Origin of the sequence: Streptomyces sp. NPDC059398 (assembly GCF_042751845.1) — a bacterium.
GTDB lineage: Bacteria > Actinomycetota > Actinomycetes > Streptomycetales > Streptomycetaceae > Streptomyces.
In genome coordinates this window covers 48,517-64,100 of record NZ_JBHYWP010000038.1, presented here as the reverse complement: position 1 = coordinate 64,100, position 15,584 = coordinate 48,517, and the positions used below count along the sequence as shown (strand labels likewise).

15 protein-coding genes and 1 riboswitch are annotated in these 15,584 nt (G+C 72.2%); of the genes, 11 read left to right on the top strand and 4 right to left on the bottom strand.

Annotated features, from left to right (window positions below; genetic code table 11):
* Positions 1-145 precede the first annotated feature (145 nt).
* The 4 genes from ACFXBC_RS16265 to ACFXBC_RS16250 form a co-directional block, all read right to left on the bottom strand.
* On the bottom strand, positions 146-1,078 hold the full coding sequence (locus tag ACFXBC_RS16265) for a TIGR03619 family F420-dependent LLM class oxidoreductase (RefSeq protein ID WP_385024016.1): 933 nt from the start codon (positions 1,076-1,078) through the stop codon (positions 146-148).
* Between the two features lie 42 nt (positions 1,079-1,120).
* A complete protein-coding gene (locus ACFXBC_RS16260; RefSeq protein WP_385024014.1) occupies positions 1,121-1,825 on the bottom strand; it encodes a DUF5995 family protein in 705 nt (234 codons plus the stop codon).
* Positions 1,826-1,922: 97 nt separating this feature from the next.
* Positions 1,923-3,386, bottom strand: coding sequence for a uracil-xanthine permease family protein (locus ACFXBC_RS16255; protein WP_385024012.1), 1,464 nt, complete (start codon positions 3,384-3,386; stop codon positions 1,923-1,925).
* A gap of 217 nt (positions 3,387-3,603) precedes the next feature.
* On the bottom strand, positions 3,604-4,836 hold the full coding sequence (locus ACFXBC_RS16250; RefSeq protein WP_385024010.1) for an MFS transporter: 1,233 nt from the start codon (positions 4,834-4,836) through the stop codon (positions 3,604-3,606).
* Positions 4,837-4,968: 132 nt separating this feature from the next.
* Here ACFXBC_RS16250 and ACFXBC_RS16245 point away from each other — a divergent pair, with 132 nt between their 5' ends.
* From ACFXBC_RS16245 to ACFXBC_RS16195, 11 genes are all read left to right on the top strand, one after another.
* Positions 4,969-6,156, top strand: coding sequence for an ROK family transcriptional regulator (locus ACFXBC_RS16245; RefSeq protein WP_385024008.1), 1,188 nt, complete (start codon positions 4,969-4,971; stop codon positions 6,154-6,156).
* 245 nt (positions 6,157-6,401) lie between these two features.
* Positions 6,402-6,532: riboswitch (FMN riboswitch) on the top strand.
* Positions 6,533-6,715: 183 nt separating this feature from the next.
* Positions 6,716-7,813: a bifunctional diaminohydroxyphosphoribosylaminopyrimidine deaminase/5-amino-6-(5-phosphoribosylamino)uracil reductase RibD gene (gene ribD / locus ACFXBC_RS16240; RefSeq protein ID WP_385024024.1), complete on the top strand. Its 1,098-nt coding sequence runs from the start codon at positions 6,716-6,718 to the stop codon at positions 7,811-7,813.
* Positions 7,814-7,818: 5 nt separating this feature from the next.
* Positions 7,819-8,448, top strand: coding sequence for a riboflavin synthase (locus ACFXBC_RS16235; protein WP_385024006.1), 630 nt, complete (start codon positions 7,819-7,821; stop codon positions 8,446-8,448).
* Positions 8,445-9,098 carry a nicotinamide riboside transporter PnuC gene (locus ACFXBC_RS16230; protein WP_385024004.1) on the top strand — a complete coding sequence of 218 codons (654 nt, stop codon included), beginning with the start codon at positions 8,445-8,447 and terminating at the stop codon, positions 9,096-9,098. Before ACFXBC_RS16235 ends, ACFXBC_RS16230 begins: the two co-directional genes overlap by 4 nt.
* On the top strand, positions 9,095-10,378 hold the full coding sequence (locus ACFXBC_RS16225) for a bifunctional 3,4-dihydroxy-2-butanone-4-phosphate synthase/GTP cyclohydrolase II (RefSeq protein WP_385024002.1): 1,284 nt from the start codon (positions 9,095-9,097) through the stop codon (positions 10,376-10,378). Before ACFXBC_RS16230 ends, ACFXBC_RS16225 begins: the two co-directional genes overlap by 4 nt.
* 21 nt (positions 10,379-10,399) lie before the next feature.
* Positions 10,400-10,885 carry a 6,7-dimethyl-8-ribityllumazine synthase gene (gene ribH / locus ACFXBC_RS16220; RefSeq protein WP_385024000.1) on the top strand — a complete coding sequence of 162 codons (486 nt, stop codon included), beginning with the start codon at positions 10,400-10,402 and terminating at the stop codon, positions 10,883-10,885.
* Between the two features lie 34 nt (positions 10,886-10,919).
* Positions 10,920-11,192, top strand: coding sequence for a phosphoribosyl-ATP diphosphatase (locus tag ACFXBC_RS16215; protein ID WP_164266345.1), 273 nt, complete (start codon positions 10,920-10,922; stop codon positions 11,190-11,192).
* Between the two features lie 134 nt (positions 11,193-11,326).
* Positions 11,327-12,175, top strand: coding sequence for an ATP phosphoribosyltransferase (hisG, locus tag ACFXBC_RS16210; protein WP_385023997.1), 849 nt, complete (start codon positions 11,327-11,329; stop codon positions 12,173-12,175).
* 41 nt (positions 12,176-12,216) lie between these two features.
* The gene (locus ACFXBC_RS16205) at positions 12,217-12,684 is read left to right on the top strand and encodes a PH domain-containing protein (protein WP_385023995.1); all 468 of its coding nucleotides are present in this window, start codon (positions 12,217-12,219) and stop codon (positions 12,682-12,684) included.
* A 215-nt stretch (positions 12,685-12,899) separates the two neighbouring features.
* Positions 12,900-14,243 carry a hemolysin family protein gene (locus ACFXBC_RS16200; protein WP_385023993.1) on the top strand — a complete coding sequence of 448 codons (1,344 nt, stop codon included), beginning with the start codon at positions 12,900-12,902 and terminating at the stop codon, positions 14,241-14,243.
* Positions 14,240-15,340, top strand: coding sequence for a hemolysin family protein (locus tag ACFXBC_RS16195; RefSeq protein ID WP_385023991.1), 1,101 nt, complete (start codon positions 14,240-14,242; stop codon positions 15,338-15,340). The genes ACFXBC_RS16200 and ACFXBC_RS16195 overlap by 4 nt, the downstream gene beginning before the upstream one ends.
* The last annotated feature ends 244 nt before the right edge of the window (positions 15,341-15,584 follow it).

Below are 15,584 nucleotides of genomic sequence, written 5' to 3'. Positions count from 1 at the left end.
GGTTCGTCGCCCGCGAGGTCTACCGACACCTGCCCCACCCCCAGATCACCACCGAACAGCTCACCCAAGCTGCTTGACGATCTATAGGAGCTTCCCCGGGCCGGGGACGGGCCCAGCTCCGGCGCGCCCGCCCGGCCCGGCCCGGTCAGATCCCTGCCGCGCGCGCCGCCGTGTACACCTCGGCGGCCGTGTCCGTCAGTTCGTCCGCGTCGCGCTGCGTGCTCTGGAGGTCGAGCAGGAACTCGGTGGCCACCCCGGTCTCCGCGTGCGCCGCCAGGTCCTCGACGATCTGTGCGGTGCTGCCCTGGAAGGGTTTGCGGTCCCCGCCCCCGTACGGCTTGGCACTGTGCACCGCGTTGACCCGGACCGTCGCGGTCAGCGGCCGCTCGCGCCCTCGTTCGCCTGCCAGGTCCTGGATCTTCCGCCACTCATCGGCGAGCGCGGCGGGCCCCAGGGCCACCGGCATCCAGCCGTCCGCCCGGTCGACCAGCCGCCGCAGGGCGCGGGGGCCGCCGGCCGGCAGCCGGACCGGGATGGGGCGGGCCGGCTTGGGACCCACCTCGGCCGGGGCGATGGTGGTGAACTCCCCTTCGTACGCCACCGGATCGGGGCCCCACACCGCTTCGAAGACGTCGAGCAGTTCGTCCAGGAACGCGCCGCGCCTCGCGTACGGGACCACGCCCGCCGCCGCGTACTCGTCGTGCGACCAGCCCGTCCCGATCCCGGCCACGACCCGGCCGCCGCTCGCCGCGTCGAGCGAGGCGAGGGAGCGGGCCAGCTGGAAGGGCACATGCAGCGGCGCCACCAGCACACTGGTCCCCAGCCGGGCCCGGCCGGTCGCCGCCGCGGCCAGTGCCAGGGTCACCAGCGGGTCGGCCACCGAGCGGTACTGATCGGGCCAGGGCAGCCCTGGTACGCCGTACAGCCCCTGGGTGGCCGGTTCGGGGAAGAGGATCCGCTCGAAGACCCAGAGCGATTCGAATCCGGTCTCCTCGGCCGCACGCGCCACCGCCGGGACATCGCGCCCGATGGCGTACTGCTTCATCTGGGGAAGGCCGAGACCGAGCGGGATCGCCATGGGTGTGCTCCTTCGTCGGTAGAGCCGGCACAGCCGGTCCGGTCAGTGCAGCGGGGTGAGCAGATACCGGCCGACCAGGCCGGCATTCGCGTCCATCCCCTCTCTGAACTCCTCGGCGAGGGGAGGTAGTTCCCGCAGGCCCCAGAGAATCCGGGCGGCCGACCAGGCGGCGTCGCGGGCGCGCTCCAGGCTCCATGAACCGATCAGATGGGTGAGCGGGTCGATGATCTCCAGGAGGTCGGGCCCCGGCATCAGCTCCTCGCGGATCCGTTCCTCCAGCCGGTCGAGGATCGCGCCGACCCGGTGGAAGTCCCCTTCGAGCGCGGCGGGTTCACAGCCGAGAAGACGGCAGGAGTCGACGACGGCGAGCGCCAGGTCGTGGCCGATATGGGCGTTGATGCCCGCGAGCGCGAACTGCAGCGGCCGTACGCCCGGGTGGTGGCGGTACTGGAAGAGCGGCCGCCAGCAGGCGGGCGGCCTGTGCCCCGCGGCCACCGCGTCGACCGCGGCGAGATAGCGCTCGGCGAACACCACGTCGAGCGTCGTGGCGCCGCGCGGATCGGGGAACTTCCGTCCCTCGATGCGCTGTCCGACCTCTTCGGTGACGGTCAGATAGACGTTGTTGAAGACCGCCACCCCGTCCGTGGGCGGCCACGACGCACGCAGGGCGCGCATCCTGGCCGCCACACCGTCGACCGAGTGCCCGGCAGGGGCGTTCCGGGCCGTGCGCTGTTCCGTCTGTGTCATGGGGGCAGCCTGGCAGCAGCGGGCGCCGGAAGGGCGGCATCACGCCCGTACATCCTCAGAACGGACGAAGTGGCCGGAGTGGGCGAGCCGGGGCCCGCTACCCGTTGCGGCCGGGCTCCTCGCCGGGCTCCGGGGGCGCGCCGTGCCCGGCTTGCCCGGCCTGCCTGTCCTGTTCGGCCTGTTCGTACGACGACGTACCCGAATCCAGCAGCGGTGTCTGCGACTTGAGGTGCGGCGGGGCCATGGCCCGCAGCGCGTGGTAGCCGGTGATCACCACGATCGTGCCGAGCGCGATCCCGCTGAGCTGGAAGTTGTCCGTGATCTTCAGCGAGACACCGCCGACCCCGATGATGATGCCCGCGGCCGCTGGTACCAGATTCAGCGGATTGCGCAGATCCACCTTGCCGTTGATCCAGATCTGGGCGCCGAGCAGACCGATCATGCCGTAGAGGATCACGGTGATCCCGCCGAGCACGCCACCGGGGATCGCGGCCACCACGGCGCCGAACTTCGGGCAGAGACCGAAGAGGAGCGCGAAGCAGGCAGCCGCCCAGTACGCGGCGGTGGAGTACACCCGGGTCGCCGCCATCACACCGATGTTCTCGGAGTACGTGGTGTTGGGGGGACCGCCGAGACCGGTGGAGAGCATGGAGGCGACCCCGTCCGCTGCGATGGCGGTGCCCAGTTTGCCGTCCAGGTTGGCGCCGGTCATCTCGCCGACCGCCTTGACGTGCCCGGCGTTCTCGGCGATCAGCGCGATGATGACGGGCAGTGCGACGAGGATCGCCGACCACTGGAAACTCGGCGCGTGGAAGGTCGGCAGTCCCACCCAGTCCGCCCGGCCCACACCGGAGAGGTCGAGACGCCAGTGGTCGGTGACCTTGCCGGCCGCGTCGACCGAGTGGATCCTCCCGAAGACCTGGTCGCAGAGCCAGGAGAAGGCGTATCCGAAGACCAGCCCCAGGAAGATCGCGATCCGTGACCAGAAACCCCGCAGGCAGACGACGGCGAGGCCGGTGAAGAGCATCACCAGGAGCGCGGTCCACTGGTCCTGCGGCCAGTAGGTGGACGCGGTCACCGGTGCCAGGTTGAAGCCGATGAGCATGACGACCGCACCGGTGACCACCGGCGGCATCGCCGCGTGGATGATGCGCGCCCCGAAGCGCTGGACGGCGAGGCCCGCGGCGAAGAGGACCGCACCGACGACGAAGACCGCACCGGTCACGGTGGCGCTGCTGCCCCCGGTGGCCCGGATGGTCGCCGCGACGCCGACGAAGGAGAGCGAACAGCCCAGATAGCTGGGGACCCGGCCGCGGGTGGCGAGCAGGAAGATCATGGTCGCGACACCGGACATCATGATCGCGAGGTTCGGGTCGAGACCCATCAGGACGGGCGCCACGAACGACGCACCGAACATCGCCACCACATGCTGCGCACCGAGCCCGGCGGTGCGCGGCCAGGTCAGCCGTTCGTCGGGCCGTACGACAGCCCCCGGAGCAGGGGTTCTCCCGTCGCCGTGCAAGGTCCAGCGCACGCCGAGGCCGCCCATGATCGCTCCCATTCGTTCACTTCTCTGCTGGATATCTGTCTCGCATGGCAGCTGTCCGTGCACTTCGCGGCAGAAATGGCCAGAGCAATGTTAATGCGGAGCACGCCCCTCCCTTTACCGCTCACGTACCGCTCACCGCCGGGGAACAGCGGGGGAGAGGAACAGCGTGGAGGGGCGGGAGGGGAGCGGCTGTGCCGCCCCCGGGGCGCCGTGGCGGCCTCCGTACGGATCAGCCCTGCCCCGCGACACCGGGGTCCCGGGCCTCCTCCCCGGCCCCCGCCGTGCCGGCCTCCACCACCACCCGGCGCGTCGAGCGCAGTACGCCCCCGGTCAGGACCAGGCCGAAGGCCAGCACCGTCACCAGGATGAAAGAGCCCACCAGCGAGGTCGCGTTGGCGATACCGCCGATCGCCGAAGGTGCGATCAGCCCCGAGGTGTACGTGATGGTGGCGACCCCCGCGATGGCCTGGCTGGGGTTCGGGCCGCTGCGTCCCGCCGCCGCGAAGGCCAACGGGACGACCAGCGCGATCCCGAGCCCGATCAGCGCGAAACCGCCCATCGCCGCGAAGGGGCCGGGGGCCAGCACGACCAGCAGCCCGCCCAGCGTGGCCAGTACCCCGCCCGTGCGCACCGTCCGTACCGCGCCGAAGCGGTCGACCACCCGGTCCCCGACCAGCCTGGCCACCGCCATGGTGAGCGAGAAGGCGGTGGTGGACCCGGCGGCGACGCCCGCCGACGTGTCCAGGGTGTCCCGCAGGAAGACCGCCGACCAGTCGAGGCTCGCGCCCTCCGCGAAGACCGCACAGAAGCCCACGGCGCCGATGACCAGCGCGGACCTGGGCGGCAGCGCGAAGCGCGGCGGTGCGGTGTCCTGCGCGGTGCTCCGTACATCGAGCACCCCCTGACAGGCGGCGAGACCCAGCACGGTGAGGACCGCGGCGGCGACGCAGTGGTGGAGCCGGGCGTCGCTGCCCAGATGGGCGGCGAGCGTGCCCGCGGCCGAACCGATCAGGGCGCCCGCGCTCCACATCCCGTGCAGCCCGGACATGATGGAGCGGCCGAGCCGGGTCTCCGTCTCGACTCCCAGCGCGTTCATCGCCACGTCCGCCATACCGGCGGCGGCGCCGTAGAAGAAGAGCACGGCGCAGAGCGTGACCAGGTTCGGCGCGAACGCGGGCAGCGCCAGCGCCAGGGTCCACAGCGCGAGCAGGCCGCGCAGCGCGTTGCGGGACCCGAACCGGTGGGTGACCGCGCCCGAGACCGGCATCAGCAGCGAGGATCCGATCGCCGGGAAGGCCAGCGCCAGGCCGAGCTGGCCCGCGCTCACCCCGGCGTGCTCCTGGATCCACGGGACCCGGGTCGCGAAACTGCCGGTCACCGCGCCATGGACGCAGAACACGGCAGCCAGGGCGTACCGCCCCCGCTTCACCCCGCGCAGGCCGGAGCCCGCATCGCCGCTCATATGCCCTCCCCGTGTCGCTGTCCCGTGCCCCTGGTGCTGCGGCATCCGGTACTCGCCCCGGCGCCGGACCGTAAACTATCAGGCAACCTGCCTGATAAATAGATCGCGCAGCAGATCTGGAAGGATCCCGGCATGCCCGCCTCCTCGATCACCGCTCGGGCCGTCAACGACCGCATCGCCCTCGATCTCCTCCAGGGGCAGGGCCCGTTGACGGCCGGGCAGCTCAAGACGCTCACCGGTCTCTCCCGGCCGAGCGTCGCCGACCTCGTGGAGCGGCTGCGGACGGCCGGGCTGATCCGGGTCGTCGGCGAGGCGGGCGCGGAGCGGCGCGGTCCGAACGCCCGGCTGTACGGGATCGTGGCCGACCGGGCACACCTCGCGGCACTCGACGTACGGACCGGAAGCGTCGCCGTGACCGTCGCCGACCTGCTCGGCACCGTGCTCGCCGAGGCCACGCTGCCCGTCGGCGACGGAGCGGGGCCCGGACCCGCCGATGCCGTGGAGGAGGCGGCCGCCCTGCTGGAGCACACCGTCCGGCGGGCCGGTGCCTCCCGGCTGCACAGCGTCGGGATCGGCGCCCCGGGCCTCATCGACCCGGCCACCGGTGAACTCCGCGACACCAGTGGCCTGCCCGCCTGGCACCGCAGCCTGGTCGGCGCACTCCAGGAGCGGCTGCCCGCCACGGTCCTCGTCGAGAACGAGACCAATCTCGCCGCCCTCGCCGAGCAGCGCTCCGGCGCGGCCCGCGGCCTCGACACCTTCGTCCTGCTCTGGCTCGGCCACGGCGTCGGCGCCGCCCTCGTCCTCGAAGGGAAGCTGCGCCGGGGCGCGTCGGGCGGCGCGGGCGAGATCGGCTTCCTCCCGGTGCCCGGCGGCGGCCGGGGCGGCGGGCTGCCGTCGGCCACCGACTGCGCGGACGGGTTCCACGGTCTGGCCGGAAGCGCCGCGATCTGCGCCCTCGCCGCCGGGCACGGAGTCACCGCGGTGCCCGAGCGGTGGGAACCCGCGGCGGCCGCCGCCGTGCGGGCCGCCCCTGCCGCAGGCCGGCGCGGCGAGGACTTCCTGGAGGCGCTCGCCCGGTACCTCGCCATCGGGGCCGCCGCCGTCGTCGCCGTGGTCGATCCGGGCTGTCTGGTGCTGGGCGGCGAGATCGGCCACGCCGGGGGAGCGGACCTCGCGGCCCGGGTGGAACGGCAGCTGGCGGCGCTCTCCCCGCTGCGTACCGAAGTGCGCGCGGGGGCGCTCGGCGGCGCGGCGGTGCTGCGCGGCGCGCTGCTGACCGCGCGGGACGCGGCGCAGGACGATGTCTTCGGCGGCTGACCCCGCGGCCGGGGGAGCGCCCCGTATGCCCGTATGTCCGTAAGCCCGGAGCCCGGAGCCCGGAGCCCGGAGCCCGGAGCCCGGAGCCCGGGGAGACACGGAAGACGGGCGGCGGAACCAGCGCGGAGTGCGGGGGCGGCCTGCACAGCCCGTGACCGTCCGGTCGCAGTCCCTGTGAGCCAGCCCACAGCAGGCCGCCCGCATGGCCGACAGCCGGACGTGGCAGACTTGACTCGTACCAACAGCAGCGCACTCCGGGGTCGGTGTAATTCCGAACCGGCGGTTATAGTCCGCGACCCGTCCGCATCCAGTGGGCGGTTGACCAGGTGTAATTCCTGGACCGACGGTGAAAGTCCGGATGGGAGGCAGTGCGCGGCGGGCCGTTTCGGTACGTCGTAGCCGGTGGCGTGTCTTTTCTGACACAGCCGTACTCCGGTCCCGGCGTCCCCGTACGGCCGCGCTTTCTGTCGTCATCGACAGGCCCCGGAGTCCGTGCCCGAAGAGGCAGGAGGACCCGGTGGCCACCGCAGCCGCTCCGTCGCCGCAGGCGGCCGACACCATGCGCCGAGCCATCGCGCTCGCCGCGCGCGGACTCGGATCCACCAGCCCCAACCCCGTCGTCGGCTGCGTCATCGTCGACGCCCGGGGCGAGACGGTGGGCGAAGGCTTCCACCGGCGGGCCGGCGGGCCGCACGCCGAGGTCGACGCCCTCGCGTCGGCGGGGGAGAGCGCGCGCGGCGGCACCGCGTACGTCACGCTCGAACCCTGCAACCACACCGGCCGCACCGGCCCCTGCTCCCAGGCGCTCATCGACGCCGGAGTCGCGCACGTGGTGTACGCGGTCGCCGACCCCACCCCGCAGGCGACGGGCGGGGGGGCGGGCACGGCGCCGCGCCGGGTGGGGGTGGAGGGGGGGGGGGGGGGCGCCGCGGGGGCGGGGCGGGGGCGCGGCCGGGGGGCCGAGGCCGAAGCGGGCAACGCCGCCTGGCTCACCTCGGTGCGCCTCGGCCGCCCCCATGTGACCTGGAAGTACGCGGCGACACTCGACGGCCGCACCGCGGCCGCCGACCGGACGAGCCGCTGGATCACATCGGCCGAAGCCCGCGCCGACGTCCACCGGCTGCGCGCCGAGTCCGACGCCGTCCTCGTCGGCTCGGGGACCCTGCGCACCGACGATCCGCACCTCGCCGTCCGCGGTATCGAGGGCGCGACCCAGCCGCTGCGGGTGGTCCTGGACACCCACGCCCGCTCCCTCACCCCCGGCGCCCGGGTCCTGGACGGTGCCGCGCCGACCCTGGTCGTGGTGGGCGAGGGCGTCGCGGCGCCCCCGCTCCCGGCGGCGAACGGCGCCGATGTGGCACATCTGCCGTACGACGGGGCGGGTATCGCCGTGGGCGCCCTGCTCGCCGAGCTGTACGCGCGGGGTGTCCGCTCCGTACTCCTGGAGGGCGGGCCGACACTCGCCGGTTCCTTCGTCGCCGCGGGCGCCGTCGACCGGATCGTCGGCTATCTCGCCCCCGTCCTCCTCGGCGCCGGCCCCGCCGCCCTCGCCGACGCCGGAATCACCACCCTCACCGACGCGTTGCGACTCGACGTCACCGAGACCGTCCGCATCGGCCCCGATCTGCGGATCACCGCCACCCCGAAGGAGCGCTGAGCGCCGTGTTCACCGGAATCGTCGAAGAACTGGGTGAGGTCACCGCCGTCGAGAACCTCGGCGACGCCTCCCGCTTCCGCCTGCGCGGGCCGGTCGTGACCGAGGACGCCAAGCACGGCGACTCCATCGCCGTCAACGGCGTCTGTCTCACCGTGGTCGAGTCCGGCGGCGGCGAGTTCACCGCGGATGTCATGGCCGAGACACTCAACCGCTCCAGCCTCGGCGCACTCGCCACCGGCTCCCGGGTCAACCTCGAACGCCCCATGGCGCTGGGCGGCCGCCTCGGCGGACATCTCGTACAGGGCCATGTGGACGGCACCGGCACGGTCGTGGAACGCACACCCTCCGAGCACTGGGAGATCGTGAAGGTCTCGCTCCCGGCGGACCTCTCCCGGTACGTCGTGGAGAAGGGCTCCATCACCGTCGACGGGGTCAGTCTCACCGTGGTCGACGCCGGACCCGACTACTTCACCATCAGCCTCATCCCCACCACCCTCGCTCTGACCACCCTCGGCATCAAGCAGCCGGGCGACCAGGTCAACCTTGAGGTGGACGTACTCGCCAAGTACGTCGAGCGGCTGCTCGGCGCCGATGGCGCCCCGGCCGCGCCCGGAACCGGAGGGCCGCTGCGATGACCGCACTGACCTGGCTGAACACCGAGGCTTTCACCGTGCTCGGCCAGCACATCCTCTGGTCCGACATGATCGGCAACACCATCGGACTGATCGCGCTCGCCCTCGGCTGGCGCCGCTCGGTGCTGACCTGGCCCGCGCAGTTCCTGTCCGGAGTGATCCTCGTCGGCGCGTACTCCACCGCCCATCTCAGCGGCGGAGTCGGCAAACAGCTGCTGGTCATCGGGGTGGCCCTGTGGGGCTGGCGGGCCTGGACCCGGGGCAGGCAGCAGGCCCAGGACGGCAGTATCGCCGTGCGGTTCGCCAGCTGGCGCGAGCGCGGACTGCTCCTCGCGGGCGCCGCGGTCGGCACCGTCGCCGTCGCCGGACTCTTCCTGGCCGTCCCCTCCCTCTCCTGGAGCCCGTGGGCCGACGCGTACATATTCGTCGGCACCCTGGTCGCGATGGTCGCCCAGGCGCGCGGGCTCGTCGAATTCTGGTTCGCGTGGCTGCTCGTCGACCTCGTCGGCGTCCCCCTCGCCTTCCACAGCGGCCTGGCCTTCTCCGGCCTGGTCTACGTGGTCTACTTCGCGCTCGTCCTCTGGGGCCTGCGCGACTGGTGGCTCCGCTCACGTACGAGCGTCAAGCCCGCCCTGGAAGGAGCAGCAGCATGAGCGCCGAACCCCTCTGGTACTCGACCGACAGCGCCGAGGACCTCTCGCTCGACCCGGTGGAACAGGCCGTACGCGACATCGCCGCGGGCCGGCCCGTCGTGGTCGTCGACGACGAGGACCGCGAGAACGAGGGCGACCTGGTCATCGCGGCCGAGAAGGCCACCCCCGAGCTGGTCGCGTTCATGATGAGCGAGTGCCGGGGGCTGATCTGCGCCCCCATGGAGGGCGAGGAACTGGCCCGGCTCGACCTCCCCCAGATGGTCGAGAACAACACCGAGTCGATGCAGACGGCCTTCACGGTCTCCGTCGACGCGAGCACCGCGCACGGGGTCACCACCGGTATCTCCGCCGCCGACCGCGCGACCACCCTGCGGCTGCTCGCCGAGGGCCGGGCCGGCGCCGGGGACTTCGTACGCCCCGGGCATGTCTTCCCGCTGCGGGCCAGGCCCGGCGGGGTGCTCGTGCGCAACGGGCACACCGAGGCCGCCGTCGACCTGGCCCGGCTCGCCGGTCTGCGCCCGGCCGGCGCGATCGTCGAGATCGCGGGGGAGGACGGGGTGATGCTGCGGCTGCCCGAGCTGGTCCCGTTCGCACGCAAGCACGGCCTGACGATCATCTCCATCGAGGACCTGGCCGCCTACCGCCGCAGCTCCGAGCCCCGGGTCCGCCGCGAGGCGACCGTCCGCCTCCCCACCGCCCACGGCGAGTTCACAGCGTACGGCTACCGCTCCATCGCCGACGGAATCGAGCATGTCGCCCTGGTCCACGGGGAGATCGGGGACGGCGAAGACGTCCTGGTGCGGGTCCACTCCGAGTGCCTCACCGGTGACATCTTCCACTCGCTGCGCTGCGACTGCGGCCCCCAGCTGGACGCCTCCATGGAGCGCATCACCGCCGAGGGCCGCGGTGTCGTCGTCTATCTGCGCGGCCACGAGGGGCGCGGCATCGGACTGCTGTCCAAGCTGCGCGCCTACGAGCTCCAGGAGCGCGGCCGCGACACCCTGGACGCCAACCTGGAACTGGGGCTGCCCGCCGATGCCCGCGACTACGGCGCAGGGGCCCAGATCCTCACCGACCTCGGGGTGCGCAGCCTGCGGCTGATGACCAACAACCCCGAGAAGACCGCCGCCCTCGTCCGGTACGGCCTGGACGTCACCGGCCGGGAGGCCATGCCCGTCCAGGCTGACGAGCACAACATCCGGTATCTGCGCACCAAGCGGGACCGGATGGGACACGACCTGCCCTGGCTGGACACCACGTCCGCCTGCGGCAACCAGTAAGAAGCAAAGGGAGAGACAGACATGAGCGGCAAGGGCGCACCCGAACTCACCGTGAAGAACTGCGGCGACCTGCGCGTGGCCGTCATCGCGGCCCAGTGGCACGAGAAGGTCATGGACGGACTCGTCGACGGCGCGCTGCGCGCACTGGGCGAGCTGGGGATCGACGAACCGACTCTGCTGCGGGTCCCGGGCAGCTTCGAACTCCCGGTGGTCGCCAAGGTCCTGGCGGGCCGCGGTTACGATGCGATCGTCGCCCTCGGCGTGGTCATCAGGGGCGGCACTCCGCACTTCGACTATGTGTGCCAGGGCGTCACGGTCGGCCTCACCCAGGTCTCCGTCGAGACCGGCGTCCCGATCGGTTTCGGGGTGCTGACCTGCGACACCGAGGACCAGGCGCTGGACCGGGCGGGCCTCGAAGGCTCCCACGAGGACAAGGGGCACGAAGCGGTCACCGCGGCCGTCGCCACCGCGACCACACTGCGGACGGTCAGCGAACCCTGGCGCTGAGTGGAGACGGCGACCCCGTACTCTTAGCAGCATCATGGCGAACAAAACCTTCGAAGAGCTCTTCTCCGAGCTCCAGCTCAAGGCCGCCAACGGCGACCCCTCCACTTCCCGTACCGCCGAACTGGTGGGCAAGGGCGTGCATGCCATCGGCAAGAAGGTCGTCGAGGAGGCAGCCGAGGTCTGGATGGCAGCCGAGCACGAGGGCAAGGAGGCCGCCGCCGAGGAGATCTCGCAGCTGCTGTACCACGTCCAGGTGATGATGGTCGCCCGTGGGATCTCACTCGACGACGTCTACGCCCATCTCTGAGCCGCATTCCGGAGCCGGGGCGCCGAGCCGCGTCTCCGGGCCCCGTCCCTGACCCCTGCCGCACGCCCGCACTCTCTCCGTACACCCAGCACCCCGCCCCAGCCCCGCCACTCCGCACGAAGGAAGCCGACCTCATGCTGCGCATCGCCGTCCCCAACAAGGGTTCTCTCTCCGGGCCTGCGATGGCGATGCTCCATGAGGCCGGCTACCAGCAGCGCAAGGAGTCCAAGGAACTGGTCCTGGTCGACCCGGAGAACCAGGTCGAGTTCTTCTACCTCCGCCCCCGCGACATCGCGATCTACGTCAGTTCCGGCAAGCTCGACATCGGCATCACCGGCCGTGACCTGCTGCTCGACTCCGGCGCCGAGGCCGAGGAGATCCTCCGGCTCGGCTTCGCCCGCTCGACCTTCCGGTACGCCACCCGGCCGGGCACCGCGAAGGGCCCGGAGGACTTCGGCGGCATGACGATCGCCACCTCGTACGAGGGAATCGTCGCCAAGGCCCTCGCCGACCAGGGCGTCGACGCCTCCGTCGTCCACCTCGACGGCGCCGTCGAGACGGCCATCGAGCTGGGCGTCGCCCAGGTCATCGCGGACGTCGTCGAGACCGGCACCTCGCTGCGCAACGCCGGACTCGAAGTGATCGGCGAGCCGATCATGCAGTCCGAGGCCGTCGTCATCCGCCGGACCGGCGCCGCGACCGACGAGCCCAAGGTGCAGCAGTTCCTCCGCCGTCTCCAGGGCGTCCTGGTGGCCCGGAGCTACGTGATGATGGACTACGACTGCCGGGTCGAGCACCTGGAGCAGGCCGTGGCCCTCACCCCCGGCCTGGAGTCGCCGACCGTCTCCCCGCTGCACCATGAGGGATGGGTCGCCGTCCGCTCGATGGTCGCGGCGAAGGAGGCCCAGCGGATCATGGACGACCTCTACGCACTCGGCGCCCGCGCCATCCTCACCACGGCCATCCACGCCTGCCGTCTCTGACCGGCCTGCCGTCTCTGACCAGCACGAAGGACGCACGGAACATGACCGCCCCCGAACTCCCCGCCCTCCCGGTCACCTTCAGGCCGACCCGCACCCGGGTGGTGCTGCTGTCCGTGGGGACGGTCATGTTCGTCGTCCTCACCGTCGTCGCCCTGATGCTGGAGACCCTGACGCCCGGTGAACGCGTCTCCTTCATTCTCACCGCGGGGATCTTCTTCGGTGTGCTGGCGCTGCTCAGCCGCCCCAAGGTCGTCGCGGACCAGGACGGCGTCACCGTCGTCAATCTCACATCCAGGCGCCGGCTGGCCTGGCCGGAGATCCTGCACGTCAATCTGCGGCCCGGCGACGCCTGGGTCTTCCTCGACCTCAGCGACGGCACCAGCCTCCCCGCACTCGGCATCCAGCCCGGTATCGGCAAGGCCCAGGCCATCCGGGACGCCCGCGCCCTGCGCGCCCTGGCGGACTCACGGGGCCCGGCGGCCACCGAACGGAGTACACCCGGGGAGTAGCGGAGCCCGCCCATGCGGCGGGTGCGGCGACCGGGCCACTGACGCATCGGGCCGCTGTTTGATTATTCTGGGGCGGGGCGCCGGGTGCGCCCCGCCCCGCATTCTGTGACCTGGTGGTCCGCGGGGCACCCCCTGCGACATGAGGAGTGATTCCTTCCAGCAATGGACGGATCATCCGGTAGTACGTGCGCCGCCCCCCTCCTGGAGGCGGCGGCATGACCATTCCCCTTCTGCTCCTCGGAGCGGCCTTCCTTCTGATTCTCGCCAACGGATTCTTCGTCGCGGCCGAATTCGGCCTCGTCACCGTGGAGCGGCCGGACGCCGAACGCGCCGCCGCCGAAGGCGACCGCCGGGCCCGCACCGTCGTGCGCGCCCTGCGGGAACTCTCCTTCCAGCTCTCCGGCACCCAGCTCGGCATCACCATCACCTCGCTGGTGGTCGGCATGCTCGCCGAGCCCGCACTCGCGCAGCTGCTCGACGGGCCGCTGGGCGCCACCGGACTGCCCGAAGGGGCCGTGTCCGGCATCAGCGTGGTGCTCGGCATGATGCTCGCCGCCGCCGTGCAGATGGTCCTCGGCGAACTGGTCCCCAAGAACTGGGCGGTCTCCAGGCCGCTCCACGTGGCCCGGTTCGTCGCCGGCCCCCAGCATCTCTTCTCGACCGCGTTCCGGCCGGTGATCACGCTGCTGAACACCGTCGCCAACCGGCTGGTACGGGCGCTCGGCGTCGAGCCCGCCGACGAACTGGCCTCGGCCCGCACCCCCGGTGAACTCGTCTCGCTGGCCCGCCACTCGGCGCAGGCCGGCACGCTGGAGCAGGACACGGCGGACCTCTTCGTACGGACCCTCTCGCTGGCCGGACTCACCGCCCAGCACGTCATGACCCCCCGGGTGAAGGTCAGCGCGCTCCAGTCGTCGGCGACGGCGGCCGACGTACTGAACCTCACCCGCGCCACCGGCCTCTCCCGCTTCCCCGTCTACCGGGAGCGCATCGACGAGGTCGTCGGCATGGTCCATCTGAAGGACGCGCTGGCCGTGGCGGTCCAGGACCGGCACCGGACCTCGGTGGGACGGGTCGCGGTCGCCCCGCTCCTGGTCCCCGAGACCCTGCCCGTACAGCAGCTCCTGGAGCGGCTGCGCACCGAGCAGCCCATCGCCGTGGTGGTGGACGAGTACGGCGGCACCGCCGGTGTCGTCACCCTGGAGGACATCGTCGAGGAGCTGGTCGGGGAGGTCAGGGACGAGCACGACGGCGCCGACGCCGACCGCCCCGAGCTGTCCGCGGCCCCCGCCGAGGACGGCAACCCCGCCTGGGAGGCCGACGGCAGCTGCCGGGTCCTCACCTTGCGGCGGATAGGTCTTGAGGTCCCCGAAGGCCCGTACGAGACCGTCGCCGGACTCGTCGCCGATCTGCTGGGACGCATTCCCGCCCCGGGCGACCGGGCCGAACTGCCCGGCTGGCGGCTCTCGGTCCGCAGGGTCGAGCGCTACCGCGCCGAGCGGGTGCGTCTCGTGCGCACCGCCGATGTGCAGGCGCCGGTCATGGAGGGCGCGCGATGAGCCTCCTCCAACTGCTCTTCGCCGCCGCCCTGGTGCTCGCCAACGGCTTCTTCGTCGGCGCCGAGTTCGCGCTCGTCTCCGTACGCCGCAGCCAGGTCGAGCCGCTGGCCGCCGAGGGCTCCGCACGGGCCCGCAAGGTGCTGTACGGCCTGGAGAACCTGCCCCGGATGATGGCGGCCGCCCAGTTCGGCATCACCGTCTGTTCGCTGACCCTGGGCGCCGTCGCCGAGCCGACCGTGGCCCGGCTGCTCGAACCGGTCTTCCAGGCGGTCCGGCTGCCCGACGGGCTCGTCCACCCCCTGGGGTACGCGATCGCCCTGGCGCTCGTGGTCTCGCTGCACCTGGTCATCGGCGAGATGGTCCCGAAGAACCTCGCGATGGCCGCACCCGAGAGGACCGCGCTCTGGCTCAGCCCCGGACTCGTGGGCTTCGCCCGGCTCTGCCGCCCGGTGACCGTCGCACTCGGGGCCTGCGCCCGGCTGGTGCTGAAGCTCTTCGGTGTCGAGCCCAAGGACGAGGTCGAGGCGGTCTTCACCAGCGAGCAGCTCAACCGGCTCGTCGAGGACTCGGGCCAGGCCGGACTGCTCGACTCGGAGGCGCAGGAGCGCCTGGAGGACGCCCTGGAGCTCGGCAGCACACCGATCGCGGAGGTGCTGATCGCCCGCGCCGACCTGATCACGGTCGCCCCCTCGGTCACCCCCCTGGCCATCGAGGAGCTGACCGTGCGTACCGGCTACTCGCGCTTCCCGGTGTGCGCGGACAGCGGCGCCTTCATGGGCTATCTGCACGTCAAGGACGTGCTCGACCTGGAGGACCGGGAACGGGCCGTCCCCCAGCAGGTCTGGCGCCCGATGGCGACACTCCGCGCGGAGCTGCCGCTGGACGACGCGCTGACCGTGATGCGGCGCGCGGCCACCCACCTGGCCCAGGTGGCCGACGGATCGGGACGGATACTCGGACTGGTGGCGCTGGAGGACGTGCTGGAGAAGCTGGTCGGTGAGGTACGGGACCCGGCGCACCGGGAAGTCCCGGCGCCGCAGGTGACCCGGGTGTCGGAGCCGCGCACCGACCGCACCGAGCAGGCACTGGCGGGGTAGGTCCTGTCCGGCCGGTCGTCATGGGCCCGTTACGACCGGCCGGACACGGTCCGGCCGCATTGATGACGAGCGTTTCCGACGCGTGCGGAACGGCCGACGACCAGACCAGACGCCAGTCGAGAGGGCCGGACAACAGATGTTGGCCCCCCTCTGCGTGCTCGGACTTCCGCTCGGCCCGGGGGTGTTCACCGCGCGATGAGGGGAAGGCGAGGGACAGATCCTCATCGGCCCCGGACGGGACGGT

What these genes read in the sequence shown, in the direction of transcription:
- ACFXBC_RS16265 (WP_385024016.1), bottom strand. Translation starts at nt 1,078, where the DNA reads ATGGCGATCCCGCTCGGTCTCGGCCTTCCCCAGATGAAGCAGTACGCC.
- ACFXBC_RS16260 (WP_385024014.1), bottom strand. Translation starts at nt 1,825, where the DNA reads ATGACACAGACGGAACAGCGCACGGCCCGGAACGCCCCTGCCGGGCAC.
- ACFXBC_RS16255 (WP_385024012.1), bottom strand. Translation starts at nt 3,386, where the DNA reads ATGGGAGCGATCATGGGCGGCCTCGGCGTGCGCTGGACCTTGCACGGC.
- ACFXBC_RS16250 (WP_385024010.1), bottom strand. Translation starts at nt 4,836, where the DNA reads ATGAGCGGCGATGCGGGCTCCGGCCTGCGCGGGGTGAAGCGGGGGCGG.
- ACFXBC_RS16245 (WP_385024008.1), top strand. Translation starts at nt 4,969, where the DNA reads ATGCCCGCCTCCTCGATCACCGCTCGGGCCGTCAACGACCGCATCGCC.
- ribD (WP_385024024.1), top strand. Translation starts at nt 6,716, where the DNA reads ATGCGCCGAGCCATCGCGCTCGCCGCGCGCGGACTCGGATCCACCAGC.
- ACFXBC_RS16230 (WP_385024004.1), top strand. Translation starts at nt 8,445, where the DNA reads ATGACCGCACTGACCTGGCTGAACACCGAGGCTTTCACCGTGCTCGGC.
- ACFXBC_RS16225 (WP_385024002.1), top strand. Translation starts at nt 9,095, where the DNA reads ATGAGCGCCGAACCCCTCTGGTACTCGACCGACAGCGCCGAGGACCTC.
- ribH (WP_385024000.1), top strand. Translation starts at nt 10,400, where the DNA reads ATGAGCGGCAAGGGCGCACCCGAACTCACCGTGAAGAACTGCGGCGAC.
- ACFXBC_RS16215 (WP_164266345.1), top strand. Translation starts at nt 10,920, where the DNA reads ATGGCGAACAAAACCTTCGAAGAGCTCTTCTCCGAGCTCCAGCTCAAG.
- hisG (WP_385023997.1), top strand. Translation starts at nt 11,327, where the DNA reads ATGCTGCGCATCGCCGTCCCCAACAAGGGTTCTCTCTCCGGGCCTGCG.
- ACFXBC_RS16205 (WP_385023995.1), top strand. Translation starts at nt 12,217, where the DNA reads ATGACCGCCCCCGAACTCCCCGCCCTCCCGGTCACCTTCAGGCCGACC.
- ACFXBC_RS16200 (WP_385023993.1), top strand. Translation starts at nt 12,900, where the DNA reads ATGACCATTCCCCTTCTGCTCCTCGGAGCGGCCTTCCTTCTGATTCTC.
- ACFXBC_RS16195 (WP_385023991.1), top strand. Translation starts at nt 14,240, where the DNA reads ATGAGCCTCCTCCAACTGCTCTTCGCCGCCGCCCTGGTGCTCGCCAAC.